27 protein-coding genes are annotated in these 24,990 nt (G+C 60.2%); 5 read left to right on the forward strand and 22 right to left on the reverse strand.

Translation table 11 applies throughout. The annotated features are described in order from the left end of the window. Positions 1 to 97 precede the first annotated feature (97 nt). Positions 98 to 808: a tRNA-uridine aminocarboxypropyltransferase gene (locus DM813_RS05395; protein ID WP_128322389.1), complete on the reverse strand. Its 711-nt coding sequence runs from the start codon at positions 806 to 808 to the stop codon at positions 98 to 100. 238 nt (positions 809 to 1,046) lie between these two features. Between DM813_RS05395 and DM813_RS05400 the strand changes: the two genes are divergently transcribed. Next, positions 1,047 to 1,463 (forward strand): quorum-sensing-regulated virulence factor family protein, encoded by a 417-nt coding sequence (locus DM813_RS05400; RefSeq protein ID WP_128322390.1) that lies wholly within the window; start codon positions 1,047 to 1,049, stop codon positions 1,461 to 1,463. A gap of 2 nt (positions 1,464 to 1,465) precedes the next feature. Here DM813_RS05400 and DM813_RS05405 read toward each other — a convergent pair whose 3' ends face one another. Next, on the reverse strand, positions 1,466 to 1,666 hold the full coding sequence (locus DM813_RS05405; RefSeq protein ID WP_128322391.1) for a hypothetical protein: 201 nt from the start codon (positions 1,664 to 1,666) through the stop codon (positions 1,466 to 1,468). A 394-nt stretch (positions 1,667 to 2,060) separates the two neighbouring features. Between DM813_RS05405 and DM813_RS05410 the strand changes: the two genes are divergently transcribed. Further along, positions 2,061 to 3,179 carry an LOG family protein gene (locus DM813_RS05410; protein ID WP_128322392.1) on the forward strand — a complete coding sequence of 373 codons (1,119 nt, stop codon included), beginning with the start codon at positions 2,061 to 2,063 and terminating at the stop codon, positions 3,177 to 3,179. 10 nt (positions 3,180 to 3,189) lie between these two features. Here DM813_RS05410 and recX read toward each other — a convergent pair whose 3' ends face one another. The 7 genes from recX to DM813_RS05445 form a co-directional block, all read right to left on the reverse strand. Further along, on the reverse strand, positions 3,190 to 3,660 hold the full coding sequence (recX, locus tag DM813_RS05415) for a recombination regulator RecX (RefSeq protein ID WP_128322393.1): 471 nt from the start codon (positions 3,658 to 3,660) through the stop codon (positions 3,190 to 3,192). An 8-nt stretch (positions 3,661 to 3,668) separates the two neighbouring features. Then, on the reverse strand, positions 3,669 to 4,739 hold the full coding sequence (gene recA, locus DM813_RS05420) for a recombinase RecA (RefSeq protein ID WP_128322394.1): 1,071 nt from the start codon (positions 4,737 to 4,739) through the stop codon (positions 3,669 to 3,671). 103 nt (positions 4,740 to 4,842) lie between these two features. After that, on the reverse strand, positions 4,843 to 5,325 hold the full coding sequence (locus tag DM813_RS05425; RefSeq protein ID WP_128322395.1) for a CinA family protein: 483 nt from the start codon (positions 5,323 to 5,325) through the stop codon (positions 4,843 to 4,845). Positions 5,326 to 5,369: 44 nt separating this feature from the next. Next, positions 5,370 to 5,828, reverse strand: coding sequence for a lysis system i-spanin subunit Rz (locus tag DM813_RS05430; protein ID WP_128322903.1), 459 nt, complete (start codon positions 5,826 to 5,828; stop codon positions 5,370 to 5,372). Positions 5,829 to 5,860: 32 nt separating this feature from the next. Next, the gene (locus DM813_RS05435; RefSeq protein WP_128322396.1) at positions 5,861 to 6,412 is read right to left on the reverse strand and encodes a glycoside hydrolase family 19 protein; all 552 of its coding nucleotides are present in this window, start codon (positions 6,410 to 6,412) and stop codon (positions 5,861 to 5,863) included. 65 nt (positions 6,413 to 6,477) lie between these two features. Then, positions 6,478 to 6,831: a phage holin family protein gene (locus tag DM813_RS05440; protein ID WP_128322397.1), complete on the reverse strand. Its 354-nt coding sequence runs from the start codon at positions 6,829 to 6,831 to the stop codon at positions 6,478 to 6,480. Positions 6,832 to 7,260: 429 nt separating this feature from the next. Beyond that, on the reverse strand, positions 7,261 to 8,004 hold the full coding sequence (locus tag DM813_RS05445) for a LexA family transcriptional regulator (protein ID WP_128322398.1): 744 nt from the start codon (positions 8,002 to 8,004) through the stop codon (positions 7,261 to 7,263). 159 nt (positions 8,005 to 8,163) lie between these two features. Between DM813_RS05445 and mutS the strand changes: the two genes are divergently transcribed. Beyond that, the gene (gene mutS / locus DM813_RS05450; RefSeq protein ID WP_128322399.1) at positions 8,164 to 10,731 is read left to right on the forward strand and encodes a DNA mismatch repair protein MutS; all 2,568 of its coding nucleotides are present in this window, start codon (positions 8,164 to 8,166) and stop codon (positions 10,729 to 10,731) included. 140 nt (positions 10,732 to 10,871) lie between these two features. After that, the gene (fdxA, locus tag DM813_RS05455) at positions 10,872 to 11,195 is read left to right on the forward strand and encodes a ferredoxin FdxA (protein ID WP_060510084.1); all 324 of its coding nucleotides are present in this window, start codon (positions 10,872 to 10,874) and stop codon (positions 11,193 to 11,195) included. Positions 11,196 to 11,738: 543 nt separating this feature from the next. On the opposite strand, the gene rpoS is transcribed toward fdxA, so the two are convergent. From rpoS to DM813_RS05495, 8 genes are all read right to left on the reverse strand, one after another. Continuing rightward, positions 11,739 to 12,746 (reverse strand): RNA polymerase sigma factor RpoS, encoded by a 1,008-nt coding sequence (gene rpoS / locus DM813_RS05460; RefSeq protein ID WP_128322400.1) that lies wholly within the window; start codon positions 12,744 to 12,746, stop codon positions 11,739 to 11,741. Between the two features lie 107 nt (positions 12,747 to 12,853). Continuing rightward, positions 12,854 to 13,726, reverse strand: a complete 873-nt coding sequence (locus DM813_RS05465; protein ID WP_128322401.1) for a peptidoglycan DD-metalloendopeptidase family protein — start codon at positions 13,724 to 13,726, stop codon at positions 12,854 to 12,856. A gap of 179 nt (positions 13,727 to 13,905) precedes the next feature. Then, the gene (locus tag DM813_RS05470) at positions 13,906 to 14,583 is read right to left on the reverse strand and encodes a protein-L-isoaspartate(D-aspartate) O-methyltransferase (protein WP_128322402.1); all 678 of its coding nucleotides are present in this window, start codon (positions 14,581 to 14,583) and stop codon (positions 13,906 to 13,908) included. Continuing rightward, positions 14,583 to 15,332 carry a 5'/3'-nucleotidase SurE gene (gene surE / locus DM813_RS05475; RefSeq protein ID WP_128322403.1) on the reverse strand — a complete coding sequence of 250 codons (750 nt, stop codon included), beginning with the start codon at positions 15,330 to 15,332 and terminating at the stop codon, positions 14,583 to 14,585. Before surE ends, DM813_RS05470 begins: the two co-directional genes overlap by 1 nt. Next, positions 15,320 to 16,378: a tRNA pseudouridine(13) synthase TruD gene (gene truD / locus DM813_RS05480; RefSeq protein WP_128322404.1), complete on the reverse strand. Its 1,059-nt coding sequence runs from the start codon at positions 16,376 to 16,378 to the stop codon at positions 15,320 to 15,322. The genes surE and truD overlap by 13 nt, the downstream gene beginning before the upstream one ends. Then, on the reverse strand, positions 16,375 to 16,848 hold the full coding sequence (gene ispF / locus DM813_RS05485; RefSeq protein ID WP_128322405.1) for a 2-C-methyl-D-erythritol 2,4-cyclodiphosphate synthase: 474 nt from the start codon (positions 16,846 to 16,848) through the stop codon (positions 16,375 to 16,377). The genes truD and ispF overlap by 4 nt, the downstream gene beginning before the upstream one ends. A 76-nt stretch (positions 16,849 to 16,924) precedes the next feature. Continuing rightward, complete coding sequence (fghA, locus tag DM813_RS05490) at positions 16,925 to 17,773, reverse strand: S-formylglutathione hydrolase (protein ID WP_128322406.1); 849 nt, start codon at positions 17,771 to 17,773, stop codon at positions 16,925 to 16,927. A gap of 8 nt (positions 17,774 to 17,781) precedes the next feature. Beyond that, on the reverse strand, positions 17,782 to 18,894 hold the full coding sequence (locus tag DM813_RS05495) for an S-(hydroxymethyl)glutathione dehydrogenase/class III alcohol dehydrogenase (protein ID WP_128322407.1): 1,113 nt from the start codon (positions 18,892 to 18,894) through the stop codon (positions 17,782 to 17,784). Positions 18,895 to 19,000: 106 nt separating this feature from the next. Between DM813_RS05495 and DM813_RS05500 the strand changes: the two genes are divergently transcribed. Continuing rightward, positions 19,001 to 19,897 carry a LysR substrate-binding domain-containing protein gene (locus tag DM813_RS05500; protein ID WP_128322408.1) on the forward strand — a complete coding sequence of 299 codons (897 nt, stop codon included), beginning with the start codon at positions 19,001 to 19,003 and terminating at the stop codon, positions 19,895 to 19,897. 6 nt (positions 19,898 to 19,903) lie between these two features. On the opposite strand, the gene ispD is transcribed toward DM813_RS05500, so the two are convergent. The 5 genes from ispD to DM813_RS05525 form a co-directional block, all read right to left on the reverse strand. Further along, positions 19,904 to 20,611 (reverse strand): 2-C-methyl-D-erythritol 4-phosphate cytidylyltransferase, encoded by a 708-nt coding sequence (gene ispD / locus DM813_RS05505; protein WP_128322409.1) that lies wholly within the window; start codon positions 20,609 to 20,611, stop codon positions 19,904 to 19,906. Further along, positions 20,608 to 20,886 (reverse strand): cell division protein FtsB, encoded by a 279-nt coding sequence (ftsB, locus tag DM813_RS05510; RefSeq protein ID WP_128322410.1) that lies wholly within the window; start codon positions 20,884 to 20,886, stop codon positions 20,608 to 20,610. The genes ispD and ftsB overlap by 4 nt, the downstream gene beginning before the upstream one ends. 163 nt (positions 20,887 to 21,049) lie before the next feature. Further along, the gene (eno, locus tag DM813_RS05515) at positions 21,050 to 22,339 is read right to left on the reverse strand and encodes a phosphopyruvate hydratase (protein ID WP_128322411.1); all 1,290 of its coding nucleotides are present in this window, start codon (positions 22,337 to 22,339) and stop codon (positions 21,050 to 21,052) included. A 154-nt stretch (positions 22,340 to 22,493) separates the two neighbouring features. Continuing rightward, the gene (gene kdsA / locus DM813_RS05520) at positions 22,494 to 23,339 is read right to left on the reverse strand and encodes a 3-deoxy-8-phosphooctulonate synthase (RefSeq protein WP_128322412.1); all 846 of its coding nucleotides are present in this window, start codon (positions 23,337 to 23,339) and stop codon (positions 22,494 to 22,496) included. Between the two features lie 3 nt (positions 23,340 to 23,342). Further along, entirely contained in the window at positions 23,343 to 24,971 is a 1,629-nt protein-coding gene (locus tag DM813_RS05525) for a CTP synthase (RefSeq protein WP_128322413.1), read from the reverse strand. Between the last annotated feature and the right edge of the window lie 19 nt (positions 24,972 to 24,990).

Consider the following 24,990-nt stretch of genomic DNA (forward strand, 5'->3'; position numbering starts at 1 on the left):
GAACCGGGTGGTCAAGTTGATTACCCGGTTACGGCAGGCACGATCCGGACGTCCTGGCTACCTATTATGAACCAATGTGCGCAGGCTGCCCCTTGGACTATAGGAAGGTGTGCAAACGCTGATGCACCGCATCCTGTTCATCCAGCGGCCATTGATGCTTGGCACTGAGGTAGTGGGTGCTGAACACATCCAGGTAAGCGTCCAGGGCCTCGGCGGCGCGCTGATCGCCAGCAAGCTCCAGGCACATGGCGGCCACTTCGGCGGTGCAGAAGTGGTCGTCACGCTTGGAACGACGCAGACGGTAGCGTGACAACTGCTCGGGCTGCAGGCTGAGTACCGGAAAGCGATCCAGATACGGGCTCTTGCGAAACATCTTGCGCGCCTCGGTCCAGGTTGCATCCAGGAGGATGAACAAGGGCCGCTTGCCAGGCTCGCGGAGCACTTCGCTGACCACCCGCTGCGGTGCGACAAACTCACCGGGAAAAACAATGTAAGGCTGCCAGTGAGGCTGATCGAGCAAAGCCAGCAAAGCTTCATCGACCGAGGTGCGCTGCCAGCCAAATGCCGACGTATCGGCAATCAGGTCAGCAATCAGCCAGCCGGTATTGCTCGGCTTCAACGGCTCGGTGTCATGCATCAACAGGCACATGGCCGAATCGGCCGGCACCTGGGGCCGCCAGGCACACAGGCAATGGCTGAAAATAACGCGGCATTGCGGGCAGCGTGGCGCCCGGGATCCGCGAGCAACGAAGGGTTTGACACTGCGCGCCAGGCGCTCGGCCCGCAGGCGCGATACAGCGTGGCTCATGGCAGCAGTCTATGGCGGTAAAGGAAGGATGGCACTGCACGGACTCGGCAAGACAGGAAAACCCGGCCAGTTTATCAGAGACCGCCTACACACTTACGGTATTTGCCGTGCAGCCATAGCACCGTCTCCCCTATAATCGTCCCCCTGACGCTACCCGCTGGCACCGCAACCACGCACGTGACGGAACACCGTGCCTTGTTGCCGGTCCAATCGCCAGTTACCGAACCAGGAGAAATTCATGCTGCGCTTCATCGCCCCGTCCCTGAGCCTGTTGCTCGCTCTGCCCCTGGCCGCCAACGCAGCCTCCAAGCAGGAATACGAGCTGAGCCAGATGCTGCAAAAAGTTGCCACCGAGAGCAGTGTGGGCACACCGCGAGCGATCAACGAAGACATCCTCGACCAGGGTTACACTGTCGAAGGCAAGCAGCTGATCAACCACCTGAGCGTACGCGCCAGCCATGCCGAGCAGATGCAGGCCAATCCGGACAAGGTCCGCGATCAACTGGGTGCCAGCGTGTGCAAGAACACGGGCTATCGCCAACTGCTCGCCAAAGGCGCAGTGCTGACCTACCGCTTCACCGAGTACAAGACCAACCGCATGGTCGGCGAACAGGCGTTCAATGCTGCCAGCTGCGGCCTGAAAGTCAGCAAGTAGGCCTAGGCCACCTGCTCGCTGTCGCGTCGTTGTTTTTCATCGGCGCGCAGTTCGGCCACCAGGGCCTGGACGTAGCGTGAGTGCCGCTCCCCTCCCCCCAAGCGACGCAGGCACTCCTCTTCAAGGCTCAGGTTGTTGGCCTGGGCCGATTGCTCGAGCTGCTCAAACAGCTGAGCATCGAGCTCAAGATTAAGCCGTTGCATGTGCCAGCCTCCCTGCACCGCGACGATCGCTCAGGCTTCCAGTTAACCAGACCCTCCCCTGACCTGAATCCCGGCTGACGAGCGGTCTGCTGCGCACCTCCACGATTGTTTCACACGAAGAACCTTTCGGCATAAACACCCGCCAGGGTCTAGATTGATAGCAAGCGCCCGCCCGTTTCAGGGCTCGCACAGGGGGATGCCTGCCGACGCCTTGCACGGTGCACGGCCGAGCGACAACTACAAAGAGCCCATCATCACTGCACTAAGACCTTGCAGGTCTACTGCAACGCTCGAGGCGTACACTCGAGCCATGGCAGCCAGCGACACACGCAGTGTCGCGGCCGGAAACCGTCTCGGGCCCGGTCAGAGGTTTTGCTGCAGAAGGAGACGTTGAATGCCTTACCAACCGAATGAACTGTTAGCGAGTCACTTCACCCTTAACGGAATCGACCTGAGCAAGCTGGACGAGCAACTGAAGCTGGTTGCCCCTGAAAGCCCCAACCTGCCGCTGTACCGCGACATGATGCTGACCGTCCTGCGCATGGCCGAGGATGACAGCAACCGCTGGAACGCCAAGATCACCTTGCAGGCGCTGCGCGAACTGGACCATGCCTTCCGCACCCTTGAACAGTACAAAGGGCGTCGCAAGGTCACCGTTTTCGGCTCGGCCCGCACCCCGCTCGAACACCCCATGTATGCGCTGGCCCGTGAGCTTGGCGCGGCACTGGCCCGTTCCAATCTGATGGTCATTACCGGTGCCGGCGGCGGCATCATGGCAGCCGCCCACGAAGGGGCAGGTGTCGATCATAGCCTGGGCTTCAATATCACCCTGCCGTTCGAACAACACGCCAACCCGACGGTGGATGGCACCGACAAGCTGCTGCCGTTTCACTTTTTCTTCATTCGCAAACTGTTCTTCGTCAAGGAAGCCGACGCCTTGGTGCTATGCCCGGGTGGCTTCGGGACGCTGGACGAAGCACTGGAAGTGCTCACCTTGATCCAGACCGGCAAGAGCCCGCTGGTGCCGGTGGTGCTGCTGGACTCACCAGGCGGAACCTTCTGGCAGGACGCGCTGAACTTCATTACCCGGCAACTGGAAGAGAACCGCTACATTCTGCCCAGCGACCTGAAACTGCTGCGTTTGGTCCATAGCGCCGAAGACGCCGTGGAGGAGATCAACCAGTTCTACAGCAACTATCACTCCAGCCGCTGGCTTAAAAACCAGTTCGTGATCCGCATGCACCACCCGCTCAGCGAAGGCGCGTTGCTCGATTTGCAGGAGGGCTTTGCCGACTTGCGGCTGAGCGGTCATTACCATCAGCACGCCTATGCCGGCGAACACCATGATGAGCTCAGGTTCAGCCACCTGACGCGCCTGACTTTCGCCTTCAACGGACGTGATCAGGGGCGCCTGCGCGAACTGGTGGACTTCATCAATCTGGCTGAAAACTGGGCCAAACCCGAACCGATGCACACGACCCAACATGCCCGCGAAGCACTCAAAGTTACCTGAGGCTCGTGCGCTAGTAGTCGTCCAGCCCTCGGCCGCTCAACAGGCGGCCGACCATTTCCATGGAATAGCCCCGGTAGACCAGAAAGCGGGTTTGCTGGGCGCGGCTGCGTGGATCGACGGGTAGTTGACCAGAAAACTTGCGCTGCCAGACATCTTGCAACTGGCTCGCCCAATCCACCCCGCTCTCGCGCAGTGCCTGGTCGATGTCGCCACGTTGCAGGCCACGCTGACTCAACTCCTCGCGTATACGCGCCGGGCCGTAGCCAGAGCGTGAGCGATAGCTGATAAAGCTTTCCAGGTAGCGGGCTTCACTGAGCAGACCCTCTTCCGTCAAGCGATCGAGTTCCTGGTCAATCAATTCGGGAGGAGCGCCGCGCTGACGCAGTTTGCGCGTCAGCTCGACACGACCATGCTCGCGGCGAGCGAGCAAGTCCATGGCTGTCCGCCTTACGGCGACGGGGGTGTCGAGTACGGCGGACATGGATGCGATCAGTAGCCGGCTTCAGCGTCAGCCAGATCGTCTTCAGGCTCGGCATTGACGGCTGCAGCTTTGCCTGCGGCGTCAACGGCACCCGCAGTCAGCAGCTTGTCGCGAATCTGCTTCTCGAGCGTGGCGGCAATTTCCGGGTTGTCCTGAAGGAACTTGGCCGAGTTGGCCTTGCCCTGACCGATCTTGCTGCCCTGGTAGCTGTACCAGGCACCGGATTTTTCCAGGAAGCCATGCAGCACACCGAGGTCGATGATCTCGCCGTTACGGTAGATACCCTTGCCGTAGAGAATCTGGAATTCAGCCTGACGGAAAGGCGGTGCCACCTTGTTCTTGACGATCTTGACGCGGGTTTCGCTGCCGACCACTTCGTCGCCTTCCTTCACCGCGCCGGTACGGCGGATGTCCAGACGGACCGACGCGTAGAACTTCAGCGCGTTACCACCGGTGGTGGTTTCCGGGCTGCCAAACATCACACCGATCTTCATACGGATCTGGTTGATAAAGATCACCAGGCAGTTGGCGTTCTTGATGTTACCGGTGATTTTACGCAGCGCCTGGGACATCAGACGGGCTTGCAGGCCCACGTGCATGTCACCCATTTCGCCTTCGATTTCAGCCTTGGGTACCAGTGCGGCCACGGAGTCGACGATGATCACGTCAACGGCGTTGGAGCGCACCAGCATGTCGGTGATTTCCAGTGCCTGTTCACCGGTGTCAGGCTGCGAGACCAGCAGGTCGTCGACGTTGACACCCAGCTTGCCGGCGTATTCCGGATCAAGCGCGTGTTCGGCGTCGACGAAGGCGCAGGTTGCACCCATTTTCTGAGCCTGGGCGATCACCGAGAGGGTCAGGGTAGTTTTACCGGACGACTCAGGGCCGTAGATCTCGACAATACGGCCTTTGGGCAGACCGCCAATGCCCAAGGCAATGTCCAGGCCCAGGGAACCGGTGGAAATGGCCGGAATCGCCTGACGCTCGTGGTCGCCCATGCGCATGACCGCGCCTTTACCGAATTGACGCTCGATTTGCCCCAGGGCCGCAGCCAAGGCGCGCTTCTTGTTGTCGTCCATTGAAGTCCTCACGTAATCGATAGGGCCTGACGGCCAGAACACCTGTATAAGTAGCCAGTATTATTCCACAGGGTTTTGTTCCCGCCTACCCCCGATGTGCGAATTACTCTGCGCCAAGCTGTAACAAGCCCTCTAGCGCGGCGATTACCGTTTGTCGGCGCACCTCGTCACGGTCGCCGTCGAAGTGCCGACGCTCGCTGTTGACGTGACCGCCGTCAGCCCAGGCCAGCCATACGGTGCCCACCGGCTTGGCCGGCGAACCGCCGTCGGGCCCCGCCACGCCACTGACCGCCACAGCAAAGCGTGCGCCGCTGGCAGCCTGGGCCCCGCGAACCATGGCTTCGACCACTTCCTGGCTGACCGCTCCAACCTGCGCGAACAACGTCTCGGGTACCGCCAACTGGCGGGTTTTCTGTTTATTGGAATAGGTCACATACCCGGCCTCGAACCAGGCCGAGCTGCCCGGAATTCGGGTAATGGCTTCGGCGATGCCACCGCCGGTGCAGGATTCGGCCGTGGTCACCTGAGCGTTGAAACGCCGCAGATGTTCCCCCAGGCGGGCAGAAAGCGCAGTGATCGGGTCCATGACAAGCTCCTTGAAAGTCTGCCGCCTACCCTACACCAGCTGCTTCAACGCTGTAACGCCCGCACATACGCCTGGCAGGCACGCAGGGCGATCAATCCCTGATCGCCCTCATCGGTGATGGCGATAACTCGTCGAGCATGCGCCGAGTCAAGTTCGGCGCGCGGGGCGCCATCATCCAGGTTGCCGCTGCCGGAGGTGGCAGGCATCCCGGAGCCGGGGGTGGCGGCAAGGAGGACTGACAACCGCAGATCAGCAGTAGCCAGCCGGTCACGCAAACGCACCTGAGCCTGCTGGGCATCGTGGAGCTCCTGGTAATGGGATTGATCGGTGGCCTGGATCTGTTGCTCCAGCACATGACGCTGCTGGCGTTGCTCAAGTAGTTCGCGGGAGGCAGCGTCGGCCTGTTGCAGGCGCTCCTGAGCGTAAAGCCGTGCTTGCTCTGCCAACTGCCGGCCGTAACGCCAGGCCTGAAGCTGCCAGATCGCCGCCGCAACCAACAGCATCAGGGTCACCAGCAGCACCACACACAACCGACTCACGACAACACCTCACGAGCCCTTGCCCAGAGTTTCAGTCGATCCTCCAGACCATTTAGCCCGCCATTGATGTGGCGGGTGATGCGGTTGAATTCACCGCGGTCGGCCAGTTGATTGAGCCCGCGCGAATGCCAGAACCAGGCTGCAGACTCGCTTGCCCATCGTGGCTGCTCCAGGAGTTGTGGCAGCGCCAGCAGACGCTCGTCGCCGAACAACGCCATGCTGCAGGCCTGGTAGTTATTGCGGCCGGTGACCTGAATCAGCCCACGCCCGCAATACAGCTGGCCGTCGCCATCAGGCTGCGGACTGTTACCCAGACGCAAGGCAAGGCTGCCGGTGTCATAGCGCGACAGGTAGCGGTCATTGCCCAACTCCTTCACATAGCGCAGTTGCCCCGATTCATGGCCAATCTGTGCCAGGAACGCCGTCATGCGTCGCGGCGAATCGATTTCCCAGCGCTGCATCGCAGCGTGCAGGGCAGGAACAAAAACGCCCGCTTGCTGGCGGGCGTTAGGGAAAATCATTAACAGCGTGTTTTCAGTTATTTCCATGTAAACCTCATCTTCATGCTCATTCAACAAGCAGTTACCCTCTTCGCGCCTGATGCTTTACCTGCTCAGTCCTTGTTGTCCTGACGGTGCAACTCCGGCGCCCGCACTTCAACTCCCAGGCGTCTTGCCGCCCAGCGTTCGTAAAGACTGATCGCCACATCAGCCCCAGCCATGGCCGTCAAACAGCCAAACGCACTGGCTGTCCAGATCGACATACCGCTGGCATACAGCAGCATCACCGTCGACACGCCGCAGACCATGCAGGCCCCCGAACGCAAAAGCAGGCGCCGAACAAGCGTCCATCCCTGGGCACCAGCCTTGTCCGCACGCCACATTTCTCCGCTAAGGCCGCCCAGCAAGGCCAGGAGCACCACCGGCCAGATCGGCATTTCCAGTAACGTCAATTGCTCGCTTGTCACTGTGCTGTCTCCTTGAGTCCTTCCGCGCGGCACCTTGCCCGCGGCGTATGTTTGAAAACCGATTACCTGCCCCCTAGAAAGCCCGGCATGCTTGATGCCCGGGCCACTCCGCTTCAAATTGTTCCTCCGACCGCGGCCGCCTACCCGCCGGATAACTGCTTGTGGTGCTTTACGCTGCACACCCGGGCCAGTTGCCAACCCTCTGAACAGTTCAGGCCTGTTCATCGCTGCCTTTGTCGCCGCCGGCGTCGACCGGCTTGAGACGAAGATTATGCACTGATGCATACATGGTCAATGCATTTATGGAAATAATTATGCATATGAAAATGCACATGTGCATATAAGCCTTGCGTCATAGAGCTTGAAGTACTTTCAGCAGGCGAAAAAAAACCCGCCGAAGCGGGTTTTTTCTGACTATCCGGGTGGAGGTCAACGGGCGTACATGCCCCACCAGAACACATGACCAAGGATACTGATCTGCTCTTCCTGCATCTGCTGGAAGCTGTAGTCTTCATCCGGATGCTCATCGCGGTTGAAGCTGCGCAGACGGATACCGGTAGGCAGGCGGTAGAGCTGCTTCACCCGCAACTGGCCATTGTGGTTGATGGCATAGAGGTCGCCGTCAACGATATCGCCAATAGCGTTCTTGCCGGAGTTGACCCCGACCGTCGCGCCATCACGCAGCACCGGCAACATGCTGTTGCCGCGTACCGTGACACACTTGGCCTGGTCGAACTGCACACCGTTGTGCCGCAGGCTGCGCTTGCCGAAACGCAGGCTGGCCTTCTCGCTTTCCTCGATGACGAATCGTCCTGACCCTGCTGCCAACTCGACCTCGCGAAGAAACGGAATGGACACTTCGTCGTCATCGACGGGGGTGTCGTCATCCCACAAGCTGATGTCACGTAATTCGGCATGGCTGCGCCCGGGCGCAGCTTCGCGGCTTTCGCCCAGGTCGACGCGCCCCCGCAGCTGATCGGTGCTCACACCGAAATATTCAGCGATCTTCGACACATGCTTGTCGGAAGGGTCGACGATTTTCTCGCTGAGGATGCGCGACAGGGTGGATTGCGGCACGCCGGTACGCCGGTGCAGCTCCGTGGGGGAGATACCGTGGCGGTCGAGCAATGCTCTCAAGACAGATGCTACGTTGCGTTTTTGCATAAATTGCATAGTGCTACCGGTTTTTGCAGAACGCAACAGCCTATATGCACGAAAATGCATGGATAAATGGTTGCGACCAGGCGGTTCACCTCGGCATCGCGGTCAAAATCCCTGTACCATTGCGCGCTTGCCTTTGGTCTAAACGACACTGCGAGCCAAGTTTCTGTAATGAGCGATCTTTCCGCACACACCCCGATGATGCAGCAGTACTGGAAGCTGAAAAACCAGCACCCGGACCAGCTGATGTTCTACCGCATGGGCGACTTCTACGAGATCTTCTATGAAGATGCGAAGAAAGCCGCAAAACTGCTGGATATCACCCTGACCGCCCGCGGGCAGTCGGCTGGCCAGTCGATTCCCATGTGCGGTATCCCCTTCCACGCGGCCGAAGGTTACCTGGCCAAGCTGGTGAAGCTGGGCGAGTCGGTGGTGATCTGCGAGCAGATCGGCGACCCGGCTACCAGCAAGGGACCTGTGGAACGCCAGGTGGTGCGTATCATTACCCCCGGCACCGTCAGCGACGAGGCCTTGCTCGACGAGCGCCGCGACAACCTGATCGCCGCCGTCCTGGGTGACGAGCGCCTGTTCGGCCTGGCCGTGCTGGATATCACCAGCGGCAACTTCACCGTACTGGAGATCAAAGGCTGGGAAAACCTGCTGGCTGAACTCGAACGCATCAACCCGGTGGAGTTGCTGATCCCGGATGACTGGCCACAAGGCTTGCCTGCAGAGAAGCGCCGCGGCGCCCGTCGTCGCGCGCCTTGGGACTTCGATCGCGACTCGGCACGCAAGAGCCTGTGCCAGCAATTCGCAACCCAGGACCTCAAAGGCTTCGGTTGCGAGAAGCTGACCCTGGCCATCGGCGCCGCCGGCTGCCTGCTGGGCTATGCCAAGGAAACCCAGCGCACTGCCCTGCCGCACCTGCGCAGCCTCAAGCACGAGCGCCTGGACGATACCGTGGTGCTCGACGGCGCCAGCCGTCGCAACCTCGAACTCGACGTGAACCTGGCTGGTGGGCGCGACAACACCCTGCAATCGGTTATCGATCGTTGCCAGACCGCCATGGGCAGCCGTTTGCTGACCCGCTGGCTGAACCGTCCGCTGCGCGACCTGAAAGTACTGCAGGCGCGACAGGGCTCCATCCGCTGCCTGCTCGACGGCTACCGTTTCGAAAAGCTGCAGCCGCAACTAAAGGAAATCGGCGACCTCGAACGGATCCTTGCCCGTATCGGCCTGCGCAACGCCCGTCCACGGGACCTGGCGCGCTTGCGCGATGCCCTCGGCGCCCTGCCTGAACTGCAAAACGCCATGGCGGAGCTTGAAGCGCCGCACCTGGCACGCCTGGCGGCCATCACCGGTACTTACCCGGAACTGGCCGACCTGCTGGAAAAAGCCATCATCGACAACCCGCCCGCGGTCATCCGCGACGGCGGCGTGCTGAAAACCGGCTACGACAGCGAACTGGACGAGTTGCTGTCCATGAGCGAGAACGCCGGTCAGTTCCTGATTGACCTGGAAGCGCGGGAAAAAGCGCGTACGGGCCTGGCCAACCTCAAGGTCGGCTACAACCGTGTGCATGGCTATTTCATCGAACTGCCCAGCAAGCAGGCCGAACAGGCGCCTGCCGACTACATCCGCCGGCAGACGCTCAAGGGAGCCGAACGTTTCATCACTCCCGAGCTGAAGGTCTTCGAAGACAAGGCACTGTCGGCCAAGAGCCGCGCCCTTGCTCGTGAGAAGATGCTCTACGACGCGCTGCTGGAAACCCTGATCGGTCATTTGGCGCCTCTGCAAGACACCTCCGCAGCCCTGGCTGAACTGGACGTGCTGAGCAACCTCGCCGAACGCGCGTTGAACCTGGACCTGAACTGCCCGTCCTTCGTCGACGAGCCGTGCATGCGTATCACCCAGGGTCGCCATCCGGTTGTAGAGCAGGTACTGACCACGCCGTTCGTGGCCAACGACCTGGCGCTGGACGATAACACCCGCATGCTGGTGATCACCGGACCGAACATGGGTGGTAAATCCACCTACATGCGTCAGACCGCCCTGATCGTACTGATGGCGCACATCGGCAGCTTCGTACCGGCCGCCAGCTGCGAGCTGTCGCTGGTCGACCGGATCTTTACCCGGATCGGCTCCAGTGACGACCTGGCCGGCGGACGCTCGACCTTCATGGTCGAGATGAGCGAAACCGCCAACATCCTGCACAACGCCACCGATCGCAGCCTGGTGCTGATGGACGAAGTGGGCCGCGGCACCAGCACCTTCGACGGGCTGTCCCTGGCCTGGGCCGCAGCAGAGCGCCTGGCGCAACTGCGTGCCTATACCCTGTTTGCCACGCATTACTTCGAACTGACGGTATTGCCGGAAAGCGAGCCGCTGGTTGCCAACGTGCACCTGAACGCTACCGAGCACAATGAGCGTATCGTGTTCCTCCACCACGTATTGCCGGGGCCTGCCAGCCAGAGCTACGGCCTGGCCGTGGCGCAGTTGGCGGGGGTCCCGACACCGGTGATCCAGCGCGCACGGGAGCACCTGGGCCGCCTGGAAACCGCCAGCCTGCCGCAGGAAATGCCTGTCGTAGCCAAAGGTGCAGCTGATGTTCCGCACCAGAGCGACCTGTTTGCCAGCCTGCCTCACCCGGCCATCGAGAAGCTCGGGAGGCTCGACCTGGACAACATGACGCCACGCCAAGCTATCGAAATGCTCTATACACTGAAGACTCTGTTATAACGCGAGCCCGCACAAGCTGATAGAATCCCGCGCGGTTTGGCGATGCTGCAGGTTACTAGCCTGGCCTGCAGCCCAACGACCAAGCCGAGCGACCCTGTCTGGAAGGGTATCGCTGCCGTCGCCTGAGGAGAGAATTAGAAATGACCTTCGTCGTCACCGACAACTGCATCAAGTGCAAGTACACCGACTGCGTAGAAGTCTGTCCGGTGGACTGCTTCTACGAAGGCCCGAACTTCCTGGTCATTCACCCGGATGAGTGCATCGATTGTGCACTGTGCGAGCCTGAATGCCCCGCCCAAGCCATTTTCTCGGAAGATGAAATCCCGGCTGGCATGGAGAACTTCATCGAGCTCAACGCCGAGCTTGCCGAGGTCTGGCCAAACATCACCGAGCGTAAGGATGCCCTGCCAGACGCTGAAGAGTGGGATGGCAAGCCAGGCAAGATCGCCGATCTGGAGCGTTAAGCGCTCACGGATTAAAAAAAGGCCCTTCAAGGGCCTTTTTTCATATTTGCTGTGGGCAAAAAAAAGGGGCGGTATGACCCGCCCACATTTTTTCCGTAGTCCCTTTATTCCCTGTCATCGTCCTGATGAATCGCGTCCTGCGATGTCCTTGACCTTCATCCTTGAAAGCCTGTGTCAGTCCGTAGACACAGTTCAGATACTAGCGCCTGCGATATTTCCAGCAACTGGTCAAAGCTCTCAAAAAGCTGCAGAAGCATTATCAATACAAATATAAAACATATGTTTATCAATAAGTTATGAAGAAGCACACAGTAAAATCGACTTCGGTTTACTGTGGCTTACAGCGATGACTTACATCACAGGTAAGCAAAGGCTTACACAGAAAATAACCAGGAGAACAACAACCGGCCTTGCCGAGTAAAACCGGATGTTTATTAAGCAATGGCACGAAACATCGCACCCGGTATTTTTCGCTTACACACAAAAACGCCTCGATCATATCGAGGCGCTTTTTGCGGCTAACTGAAGTTACCGGAACAACAGTTACTGGAACAACGACTCACTGGACAGGCCGTTCTTTTCAAGGATCTCGCGCAAGCGCTTGAGACCCTCTACCTGGATCTGGCGAACCCGTTCACGGGTCAGGCCGATCTCCAGGCCAACATCTTCCAGTGTACTGCTTTCATGCCCACGCAACCCGAACCGGCGAATCACCACTTCACGCTGCTTGTCGGTCAACTCGCTCAACCACTGGTCGATGCTTTGGGACAAGTCATCATCCTGTAGCAGTTCGCACGGGTCGGTGGGGCGATCGTCAGTCAGGGTGTCGAGCAGCGTCTTGTCCGAGTCTGGCCCAAGCGACACATCCACCGACGATACACGTTCATTGAGCCCAAGCATGCGCTTGACCTCATTGACCGGCTTCTCCAGGAGGGTGGCGATCTCTTCCGGGGACGGTTCGTGATCGAGCTTCTGGGTCAGTTCCCGCGCGGCACGCAGGTATACGTTCAACTCCTTGACCACATGAATGGGCAAGCGAATGGTACGGGTCTGGTTCATGATCGCCCGTTCGATGGTCTGCCGAATCCACCAGGTGGCGTAGGTGGAAAAACGGAAACCCCGTTCAGGGTCGAATTTCTCGACCGCGCGAATCAGGCCCAGGTTGCCCTCTTCGATCAGGTCCAGCAGCGAAAGCCCCCGATTGACATAACGCCGGGCGATTTTCACCACCAGGCGCAAGTTGCTTTCGATCATGCGTTTGCGCCCTGCCGGATCGCCACTTTGCGACAGGCGCGCAAAATGAACTTCTTCTTCTGGCGAGAGCAGCGGTGAAAAACCAATTTCATTCAGGTACAACTGGGTCGCATCAAGCGCACGGGTATAATCAATATACTTGTGCTGCTTGAGCGTAGAGCCTTGTTTAGCTCTGGTCCGAACCGAAGGTACAGCAGGTTCGTCTGACACCACATCCGTTTCCAAAACGATGCCCGTCTCCATCAGGAGCACTTCATCGTCGATGTCAAACTCCGGCACTTCTTTACTGAGAGCCATTGTTATAGTCCTTTGCTGAGTTCGAACTCAGACTCAAGCGGCGCCGATATCCTTGGCAGCGCTGGAGCCTGTCCCCTCTACGCGAGGAACAGGCCGGGTACAAGCAATCAACGACGCGGCAGGAATTGCAGCGGATCTACAGGTTTGCCCTGGCGGCGAATCTCAAAATGCAGCTTCACCCGGTCTGTGCCCGTGGAACCCATTTCGGCAATTGTCTGCCCAACCTTGACCTGCTGTCCCTCCCGAACCAAAAGCCTGCGGTTGTGGCCGTAGGCACTGACGTAGGTGTCGCTGTGCTTGATGATTACCAACTCGCCGTAGCCCCGCAAGCCACTTCCGGCATAGACCACCGAACCATCAGACGCAGCAAAAACAGGCTGTCCCAAATCACCGGCGATATCAATGCCTTTATTCAAACTGCCGTTTGAAGCAAATTTACCAATCAACACGCCGTTGGCCGGCCATGCCCAGCCGCCCACCGCACGCTCTGCGGCAGGCACCTGAGTTGGGGTGGCTACCACCGGCGCGGGTGTTGCAACTGTCGCTGGCGCGGTCGTCACGGGCTTGCTGGCTGGCGTGCCTACAGGGCGCGTGGTGACGGTAGTTTTGCTTGAAGACGATGACGAGCTTGTGACAACGGTGGTAGTCCGCGTAGCGGTACCGGAGCGACTGTCAAAACGAATCGCCTGCCCTGGGCGGATGGTATAGGGGGGAGCGATACCATTGCGGGCAGCCAGGTCTTTGTAGTCCCAGCCATAACGGAAAGCGATCGAGAACAGGGTATCGCCAGGGCGCACCACATACTGACCGCTGGTGGTCGCAGGACGCTTGGCCACCGCAGGTGCATTGCGATCGACCACCCGGGCGCTGTTGCTGGAGGTGCTGGAGCAACCCGTCACCATCGACCCCACGGCAAGCGCAATCAACAGAAGCCTGACGCTCGAAAATCCCCTGCGCTGCCGAATGATTGTGTGCCCCACCCGCCGCTCCCTCTCATGGTGACTGCTGTAAAATGCAATATTGTTGCAATTATAACCGAGCGCCTACGCCTTGCGGACGCCGGACGTTCGCAAATTGTGAACCCTGACAGTGCAGGGTAGCCCGCCAGATAGACAGGGCAATGTCGGAGGAATTCGCCCGCTGCGAAAAAAAGTCCTGATCAGGCCAACGGCCCGGTCAACAACGGTACGAAACGAACAGCGCCGAGCACCCGTCGTGAAAAACCGTGTTCTTCACGGACGATCAGCATCAGGTGCTGCACTTCACCGGCCGGCCCCACCGGAATGACCATGCGCCCGCCCGGGGCCAATTGGTCAAGCAGGGCCTGGGGTACTTCCGGTGCTACGGCAGTGACGATGATGCCGTTGTAGGGCGCCAGCGCCGGCCATCCTTCGCAGCCATCGCCCCAACGGAATACCACATTGCGCAGGTTGAGCTCGCTCAGGCGCTCCTTGGCACGATCCTGCAGCACCTTGATGCGCTCCACGGAAAACACCCGCTCGACCAGTTGCGCCAGAATGGCGGTCTGGTAACCGGAGCCGGTGCCAATTTCCAGCACCTTGTCCAGCGGCCCGGCCTCGAGTAACAGTTCGCTCATGTGCGCGACCATGAACGGCTGGGAGATCGTCTGGTTATTGCCGATCGGTAGCGCAGTGTCTTCGTAGGCACGGTGCGCCAGCGCTTCGTCGACAAACAGGTGGCGGGGGGTGCGTCGCAGCACATCCAGCACCTTGGGATTGGACACCCCCTCTTCGATCAGGCGCTTGATCAACCGCTCACGGGTTCGCTCAGAGGTAAAACCGATACCATGGCGCATCAGATCCTCCTGTTCACGCATCAGAGCAGCTCCTCCAGCCAGCCATCCAGACGCTCGAAGGCATCGTTGAACGTACGGTCCAGCTGCAATGGAGTGATCGAGACATAGCCTTGCATCACCGCATGAAAATCGGTGCCCGGGCCGCCGTCCTCGGCGTCACCGGCCACGGCGATCCAGTAACCTTCCTTGCCCCTCGGGTTGACCACCTTGGTAGGCGCTGCGGCGCGGGCCCGATGGCCCAGGCGCGTCAACTGAATGCCGCGTATGTGCTCCAGCGGCAAGTTGGGGATATTCACATTGAGCACTGTTCGCGGCGGCAATTCCAGGCTCTTGTGCGCCTCAACCAGTTTGCGCGCGAAATACGCCGCGGTTGGCAGGTTGTCGGGCAGCCGCGAGAGCAGCGAGAAGGCGAAGGACGTGCCCCCCAGGAAACGCCCCTCCAGGGCCGCGGCGACCGTGCCGGAGTACAACACGTCATCCCCCAGGTTGGCGCCGAGATTGATCCCCGACACCACCATGTCCGGCGTGTGCTCCAGCAAACCGTTGAGACCCAGGTGAACACAGTCTGTCGGTGTGCCGTTCAGGCTGATGTAGCCGTTGGCCAGAGTTTGCGGGCACAACGGCCTATCCAGCGTCAGCGAACTGCTGGCGCCGCTTTTGTCTTGATCCGGGGCGATGACCACACAGTCGGCATAATCCGCCAGCGCAGCATGCAGCGCGGCGATTCCGGGTGCGGTAACCCCGTCGTCATTTGAAATCAGAATACGCATGGGCTGTCCGTCTGCCCTGCCGGCACCAGATCAACGAGCTCGCGCACCACGACGGTGGCGAAGCATCCGGCCGGAAGGACGAATTCCAGTTGCAGGATATCAGGCTCGGGATAATGCCACGTCAAGCCGCCAATGGGCAGTCGCAGGATGCGACGTTCGTGACTCATGCCCGCCCGCGCCAACCATTGGCATAACGCGGCATGCTGTTCGGCGATACCTTGCTCAAGTGCCCCGGCAGCGCCACTGGCAGCCGACACACCTTCGCCCCACAACGGACCGGTCGGGTGCAGGTCGAGAATCGCCAGGCGAGGATCGGAACATTCGGCTTCGCCGGCCGGGAAAAAACTGCGGCTGTCGGTAAAGGCCAGCAAGTCACCGACCTGTGCACGCTGCCAGCTGCCATCGGCAACACGCTGGGCAAGGACCTGGTTGAAGAGGTAACTGCGTGCACTGGAGAGCAGCCGGGAACGCACATTGCGCTGCTCTGGCAGCGCCTGGCGCTGTGCCCAGTCACGGGCGTCGTAAATATTGCCGCCGGCATGACCGAAGCGCTGGGTGCCAAAGTAATTCGGCACGCCCTGGCTGCGCAGTTGCTCCAGGCGCGCGTCCAGTGCTGCGTGGTCAGCGCTCAAGCCGGTCAGGCGCAGGGTAAAGCCGTTGGCCGAGTGGGCGCCGCGCTGCAGTTTGCGCGAATGCCGGGCCTGCTTGAGGATGCTCAGCGTTTCGTTTTCCGCGGCGCTCAGGTTCGGGTCGGCCTTGCCCGGCAGATGCAGGCTGAACCACTGGCGGGTAAGGGCCTGGCGGTCCTTGAGGCCGGCATAACTGATGCTGCGCAGCGGCACGCCGGCTGCCCGGGCCAGGCGGCGGGCGGCCTCTTCGGTGTTGAGGTCGCGTTTTTCAACCCACAACCACAGGTGCTCACCCGTACCTGACAAGGGGATGTCGAGGACCTCATCCACCTGGAAGTCTTCAGCGGTTGCCTTGAGGATTGCGCTACCGAGTGCAGGGCCCGATGCGCGCGGGCCGAGAAGTTCGAGTTCCGTCATGCGCGCAGCAACAAGGCGACGGCATGCACCGCAATGCCTTCTTCACGACCGGTGAAGCCGAGCTTCTCGGTGGTGGTGGCCTTGACGTTGACCTGGTCCAGCTCCACTTGCAGGTCTTCGGCGATTAGCGTGCGCATGGTGTCGATATGCGGGGCCATCTTCGGCGCCTGGGCAACGATGGTGGCGTCGACATTGCCGACCTTCCAGCCTTTGGCCTGGACAATCTGCACCACGTGACGCAACAGCACACGGCTGTCGGCGCCTTTGAACTGCGGGTCGGTGTCGGGGAAGTGCTTGCCGATATCGCCCAGTGCAGCAGCACCCAGCAGCGCATCACTCAAGGCATGCAAGAGGACGTCGCCATCGGAATGGGCCAACAGCCCGAACGTGTGCGCAATGCGCACCCCACCCAAGGTGATGAAATCGCCTTCCGCGAAGCGGTGCACATCGTAGCCGTGGCCAATACGCATAAAAAAACGCCCTGATTGAGTCAGGGCGTGATTCTACCTGCTTTGCCGGGCCTTTGGCTGATTTGTAGGGCGGTGCTTACAACAAACCCAGGGCCACGCCATGATGGCGCAGGTGCTCATCGATGAAGCTGGCGATGAAGTAGTAGCTGTGGTCATAACCTGGCTGCAGCCGCAGCTCAAGAGGATGGCCAGCTGCCTTCGCCGCCTGCACCAACACCTGGGGCTTGAGCTGGTTTTCAAGGAAATCATCACGATCACCCTGGTCCACCAACAACGGCAGGCGCTCCTCGGCATCGGCGATCAACACACTGGCATCCCATTCGCGCCAGCGCGCGCGGTCTTCACCCAGGTAGCGAGAGAAAGCCTTCTGCCCCCAAGGGCAATCCATCGGATTGCTGATCGGGGCGAACGCCGATACCGACAGGTATCGCTTGGGATTGCGCAGCGCACAAACCAGTGCCCCGTGGCCGCCCATGGAATGCCCGCTGATACCGCGACGATCGGACGCGGGAAAATGCGCCTCGACCAGCTTCGGTAGCTCGTGCACCACATAGTCGTGCATGCGGTAGTGCTGCGCCCAGGGCTGCTCCGTGGCGTTGAGGTAGAAGCCGGCACCGAGGCCAAAGTCCCAGGCGCCGTCCGGATCACCCGGCACCTGAGGCCCGCGCGGGCTGGTGTCAGGGGCGACGATGATCAACCCGAGTTCGGCCGCAAGCTTGTGCGCCCCCGCCTTCTGCATGAAGTTCTCGTCAGTGCAGGTCAGTCCGCTCAGCCAGTACAGCACCGGCAGCTTTCCGCCCTGCTCTGCTTGCGGTGGCAGGTAGACAGCAAACGCCATGTCGCAACCGAGCACCTCGGAGCGGTGACGGTAACGCTTGTGCCAGCCGCCGAAACTCTTCTGGCAGGAAATGTTTTCCAGGCTCATGGCAAACCTCAGAAATGGATGACGCTACGGATGCTCTTGCCTTCATGCATCAGGTCAAAGGCCTTGTTGATGTCTTCCAGGCCCATGGTATGGGTGATGAAGGTATCCAGCGGGATCTCGCCCTTTTCCGACATTTCCACGTAGCTTGGCAGCTCGCTGCGGCCACGCACGCCACCAAACGCCGAACCGCGCCATACGCGGCCGGTCACCAGCTGGAATGGACGCGTGGCGATTTCCTGGCCTGCGCCGGCGACACCAATGATGACCGACTCGCCCCAGCCCTTGTGGCAGCATTCAAGTGCCGCGCGCATCAGCTGCACATTACCTACGCACTCGAAGGAGAAATCCACACCACCGTCGGTAAGATCAACGATGACTTCCTGAATCGGACGGTCGTAGTCCTTCGGGTTGACGCAATCGGTGGCACCCAGCTGTTTGGCGATCTCGAACTTGCCCGGGTTGATATCCACGGCAATGATCCGCGATGCCTTGGCTTTGACCGCACCAATGATCGCCGAGAGGCCAATGCCGCCCAGACCGAAGATGGCAACGGTGTCGCCCGGCTTGACCTTGGCGGTGTTCAGCACAGCGCCGATCCCGGTAGTGACGCCACAACCCAGCAGGCAAACCTTCTCCAGCGGGGCTTCTTTCTGGATCTTGGCTACAGAAATTTCCGGCAGCACGGTGTACTCGGAGAACGTCGACGTACCCATGTAATGGAACAGCTGCTGACCTTTGTAAGAGAAGCGCGTGGTGCCATCCGGCATCAGGCCCTTGCCTTGCGTGGCGCGAATCGCCTGGCACAGGTTGGTCTTGCCGGAGCGGCAGAATTTGCACTGACCGCACTCCGGGGTGTACAGCGGGATCACATGGTCGCCCACCGCCACCGAGGTGACTCCCTCACCGATCGCCTCGACGATAGCGCCGCCTTCGTGGCCCAGAATCGACGGGAAGATGCCTTCAGGGTCCGCACCGGACAGCGTGTAGGCATCGGTGTGGCAGACACCGCTGGCGACAACGCGCAAAAGCACTTCGCCTGCCTTGGGCATGGCCACGTCGACTTCAACGATCTCCAGCGGTTTCTTGGCCTCGAAGGCAACGGCGGCACGGGACTTGATCATCAATCTTCTCCAGCAAGGGTTCAGTTCAAGCTCAAAGTGTAATTCATCACCATTTGATTAATAATCAGGCCAAAGACAAAACATTATTGCTATACAGGGATAATCAATGAGCAGTCGCTGGGAAGGCATCGATGAGTTTGTTGCCGTGGCCGAATCAGGACAGTTCACCGCAGCCGCAGAGCGCCTTGGGGTATCGTCGTCGCATATCAGCCGTCAGATCGCCCGCCTGGAGGACCGCCTGCAAACCCGCCTGCTCTACCGCAGCACGCGCAAAGTGACCCTGACCGAAGCCGGCCACACCTTTCTGCAACATTGCCAGCGCCTGCAAGATGGTCGTGAGGAGGCCCTGCGTGCCATGGGCGACCTCACCAGCGAACCCAAGGGATTGCTGCGCATGACCTGCGCGGTGGCCTATGGCGAACGCTTTATAGTGCCACTGGTGACACGCTTCATGGCGGCCTACCCGCAACTGCGCGTTGATATCGAACTGAGCAACCGCACGCTCGACCTGCTTCACGAAGGCATGGACCTGGCCATTCGCCTGGGCCGCCTGCAGGACTCGCGCCTGGTGGCCACTCGCCTGGCCCCTCGGCGCATGTACCTGTGCGCCTCACCAGCCTACCTTGAGCGCTACGGACGGCCCCACAGCCTGTCGGAGTTGGCCCGGCATAACTGCCTGATCGGCAGTTCGGATATCTGGACATTGCAGCAAGAGGGGCGCGAGCAGAGTGTGCGGGTTCAGGGCAACTGGCGCTGCAACAGCGGCCAGGCGGTGCTGGATGCGGCGTTGCAAGGGATGGGATTGTGCCAGTTACCCGACTACTACGTGCTCGAACACTTGAACACCGGAGCGCTGGTTTCTCTGCTCGAGGCCCAACAGCCGCCTAACACGGCGGTATGGGCGCTTTACCCGCAACAGCGGCATTTGTCACCGAAGGTGCGCAAGCTGGTGGACTATCTGCGTGAAGGGCTGGCAGGCTTGCCCGAATACCGGGTCGCCTGACGTGCCTCAGCCACGCTTGGCCCAGCGCTGACGCAAATACTCCAGGTCTTCCGGACGCGTGACCTTGATGTTGTCGCTGCGCCCTTCTATCAACCGTGGCGAATGCCCGGCCCACTCTATAGCCGAAGACTCGTCGGTAATCGCTACATCCGCGACCAGGCTATCGGCAAGCGCCCGATGCAGGGCGCCGAGACGAAACATCTGCGGGGTGTAAGCCTGCCAGACGGTGCTGCGGTCAATCGTCTTGCGCACGCGGCCATCGGCGCTCGCCCGCTTGAGCGTGTCTCGTGCCGGTACCGCCAGCAGCCCGCCGACAGGATCGTCGGCCAGTTCACCCAGCAAGCGGTCAAGGTCGCTTCGCGCAAGGTTGGGCCGTGCCGCATCGTGCACAAGCACCCAATCGCTGTCGGCTGCGCCTTGGGCATGCAGTAACAAAAGGGCATTCAGGACCGAATCGGCACGCTCCTGGCCACCCTCTGCCCGTTGAATGCGCGGATCAGTGGCACAACGCAGGCCTGGCCAGTAAGGATCGTCAGCAGCGACACTGACCACCACCCCTTTGACACAGGGATGGTCGAGAAAACAGTCGAGACTATGCTCGAGGATGGTCTGTCCGCCCAGTTGCAGGTACTGCTTGGGCCGGTCGGCAGCCATGCGGGCGCCAACGCCCGCGGCGGGAATAACGGCCCAGAAGGCCGGCAAGGTCTGGATCATTGGGCCAGCTGGAAGAGGGTTTCGCCCTCTTTGACCATACCCAGTTCATGGCGAGCCCGTTCTTCGACGGTTTCCATACCTTTCTTCAACTCCAGAACCTCTGCATCAAGCACGCGGTTGCGTTCCAGCAGACGCTCGTTTTCGGCGTGCTGGTCGGCAATCTGTTGCTTGAGTTCGGTGACCTGGGCCAGGCTGCCATTGCCCACCCACAGGCGATATTGCAAGCCACCGAGCAGCAGAAGCAGGACGAGGAACAACCAATAGGGACTGCGCATCAGGGTATCCAGTGGAAAAAAACCGCCGCCTCAGCAGGGCTCTGATGGCACGAAGCCTGGCCGAAGCCAGGCTTTGTGGAGTCAGACCTGCTGCATGACGTCGCTGAACCGTCAGTATGGCTGTTCAGCGAACGTTAGCTGCTGTCTTTTTACCATCTCTTGCTTAGCCGCGAAACTCGGCGCGACCACGGTACACAGCCTTGCTGCCCAGTTGCTCTTCGATACGCAGCAGCTGGTTGTACTTGGAAACGCGGTCGGAACGGCACAGCGAGCCGGTTTTGATCTGGCCAGCAGCAGTACCGACGGCCAGGTCGGCGATGGTCGAATCTTCGGTTTCGCCCGAACGGTGCGAGATCACCGCAGTGTAACCGGCAGCCTTGGCCATCTGGATGGCTTCCAGGGTTTCAGTCAGCGAGCCGATCTGGTTGAACTTGATCAGGATCGAGTTGCCGATCTGCTTGTCGATGCCTTCTTTAAGGATCTTGGTGTTGGTGACGAACAGGTCGTCGCCCACCAGTTGCACCTTGGCGCCGATCTTGTCGGTGAGAATCTTCCAGCCTGCCCAGTCGGACTCGTCCAGGCCATCTTCGATCGAGATGATCGGGAAGCGCTCGGTCAGGCCTTTCAGGTACTCGGCAAAACCTTCAGCGTCGAACGACTTGCCTTCACCGGACAGGTTGTACTTGCCGTCTTCGTAGAACTCGCTGGCCGCGCAGTCCAGGGCCAGGGTCACGTCGGTGCCCAGCTTGTAGCCAGCGTTGGCTACGGCTTCGGCGATGGCGCCGAGGGCGTCTTCGTTGGAAGCCAGGTTAGGCGCGAAACCACCTTCGTCACCCACTGCAGTGTTCAGGCCACGGGCCTTGAGCACGGCTTTGAGGTGATGGAAAATTTCGGTGCCCATGCGCAGGCCGTCGGAGAAGGTCTTGGCGCCAACCGGCTGAACCATGAACTCCTGGATGTCGACGTTGTTATCGGCGTGCTCGCCACCGTTGATGATGTTCATCATCGGGACCGGCATCGAATACTGGCCTGGGGTGCCGTTCAGGTTGGCGATGTGCGCGTAGAGCGGCAGGTCCTGATCCTGGGCAGCGGCTTTGGCAGCAGCCAGGGAAACAGCCAGAATGGCGTTGGCGCCCAGGCTGGCCTTGTTCTCGGTACCGTCCAGCTTGATCATGGCGTGGTCGAGGGCTTTCTGGTCAACCGGGTCTTTGCCCAGCAGCAGGTCGCGAATCGGGCCGTTGATGTTGGCAACGGCTTTCAGTACGCCTTTACCCATGTAACGGCTCTTGTCGCCATCACGCAGCTCCAGCGCTTCGCGCGAGCCAGTGGAAGCACCGGACGGCGCGCAAGCGCTGCCGATGATGCCGTTGTCGAGCAGTACGTCCGCTTCTACGGTAGGGTTACCACGCGAATCGAGAACTTCACGACCTTTGATGTCGACGATTTTTGCCATTGTTGTAAGCACTCCAGAATTGACGAAAACAACGCAGCTGAAAAAAATCTTTGCCGTTCGCCTGGCTGTTGAAAACGGGCAGGCCTGACGATGGCGTGCCCCTGACCCGAAGGTCAGGGGTTGAACGGGCGGTACTTTACCGGAGAATTGAGGATTACGCGGTTTCTACCGTCGGAAAACTCTTCACCAGATCGTCCAGTTGCTTGAGCTGGGCCAGGAATGGCTCCAGTTTGTCCAGGCGCAGGGCGCATGGACCGTCGCACTTGGCGTTGTCCGGGTCCGGGTGGGCTTCGAGGAAAAGCCCGGCCAGGCCCTGGCTGAGGCCCGCCTTGGCCAGGTCGGTGACCTGGGCACGACGGCCGCCGGCGGAATCGGCGCGACCACCCGGCATTTGCAGGGCATGGGTTACGTCGAAGAACACCGGGTATTCGAACTGCTTCATGATGCCGAAGCCGAGCATGTCGACCACAAGGTTGTTGTAGCCGAAGCTCGATCCGCGCTCGCAGAGGATCAATTGATCATTACCGGCTTCTTCGCACTTGGTCAGGATGTGTTTCATTTCCTGAGGTGCGAGGAACTGGGCCTTCTTGATGTTGATCACCGCCCCGGTCTTGGCCATGGCCACTACCAGGTCGGTCTGACGCGACAGAAACGCCGGCAGCTGGATGATGTCACAGACGTCTGCCACGGCTTGCGCCTGATCCGGCTCGTGCACGTCGGTGATAACCGGCACATTGAAGGTGCGCTTGATCTCTTCGAAGATCTTCATCCCCGCTTCCAGGCCCGGGCCACGGTACGAGTTGATCGACGAACGGTTGGCCTTGTCGAAGCTGGCCTTGAACACGTAAGGGATACCGAGCTTCTCGGTAACCCGTACATATTCTTCACAGACCTTCATGGCCAGATCACGGGATTCCAGTACGTTCATGCCGCCGAACAGAACGAACGGCTTGTCGTTGGCGATCTCGATGTTACCGACGCGAATGATCTTCTGGGTCATGGATCAGGCCTTGTTCTTTTGAGCCAGTGCTGCCTTGACGAAACCGCTGAACAGCGGATGGCCGTCACGCGGGGTCGAAGTGAACTCCGGGTGGAACTGGCAAGCGACGAACCATGGGTGATCCTGGGACTCAACCACTTCGACCAGCGCACCATCACCGGAACGACCGGAGACTTTCAGGCCGGCGTCGACCAGTTGCGGCAGCAGCTTGTTGTTCACTTCGTAGCGATGACGATGACGCTCTACGATTACATCCTTGGCGTAGCAGTCATGAACCTTGGAGCCGCTTTCCAGCTGGCACTCCTGGGCACCCAGACGCATGGTGCCGCCCAGATCGGACGCTTCGGTACGGGTTTCGACCGCGCCTGTGGCATCTTCCCACTCGGTGATCAGGCCGACGACCGGGTGACCGCTGTTGCGATCGAACTCGGTGGAGTTGGCATCTTTCCAGCCCATGACATTACGGGCGAACTCGATGACCGCCACCTGCATGCCCAGGCAGATACCCAGGTAAGGCACTTTGTTCTCACGAGCGTACTGCACGGCAGTGATCTTGCCTTCGACACCGCGCAGACCGAAGCCGCCCGGTACCAGGATGGCATCGGCACCTTCGAGCAGGCTGGTGCCCTGGTTCTCGATGTCTTCGGAGTCGATGTAACGCAGGTTGACCTTGGTACGGTTCTGGATACCGGCATGGCTCATCGCTTCGATCAGCGACTTGTAGGCATCCAGCAGCTCCATGTACTTGCCGACCATGGCGATGGTCACTTCGTGCTCTGGATTGAGCTTGGCATCGACGACCTTTTCCCACTCGGAGAGGTCAGCGCCGTTGCACTGCAGGCCAAAGCGTTCGACGACGAAATCATCCAGGCCCTGGGCGTGCAGCACGGCCGGGATCTTGTAGATGGTGTCGACGTCTTCCAGGGAGATCACCGCACGTTCTTCAACGTTGGTGAACAAGGCAATCTTGCGGCGCGACGAAACGTCGACCGGGTGGTCGGAACGGCAGATCAGCACGTCAGGCTGCAGGCCGATCGAGCGCAGTTCCTTGACCGAGTGCTGGGTCGGCTTGGTCTTGGTTTCGCCTGCGGTGGCGATATACGGAACCAGGGTCAGGTGCATGAGCATGGCGCGCTTGGAGCCCACTTCAACGCGCAACTGACGGATGGCCTCGAGGAACGGTTGCGACTCGATGTCACCCACGGTACCGCCGATTTCCACCAGGGCCACGTCGGCATCGCCGGCGCCCTTGATGATGCGGCGCTTGATCTCGTCGGTGATGTGCGGAATGACCTGGATGGTCGCGCCCAGATAATCACCACGACGCTCTTTGCGCAGCACGTGCTCGTAGATACGGCCGGTGGTGAAGTTGTTGTTCTGGGTCATGGTCGTGCGGATGAACCGCTCGTAGTGGCCCAGGTCCAGGTCGGTCTCGGCGCCGTCGTGGGTGACGAACACTTCACCGTGCTGGAACGGGCTCATGGTGCCCGGGTCGACGTTGATGTACGGGTCCAGCTTGAGCATGGTGACCTTGAGCCCCCGCGCCTCCAGGATGGCCGCCAATGAAGCCGAGGCAATGCCTTTCCCCAATGAAGAAACAACACCGCCCGTGACGAATATGTAGCGCGTCATGAAAAACCCTAGAAGTCTG

Origin of the sequence: Pseudomonas alkylphenolica (genome assembly GCF_004025535.1) — a bacterium.
In the GTDB taxonomy this organism is placed as follows: domain Bacteria; phylum Pseudomonadota; class Gammaproteobacteria; order Pseudomonadales; family Pseudomonadaceae; genus Aquipseudomonas; species Aquipseudomonas alkylphenolica_A.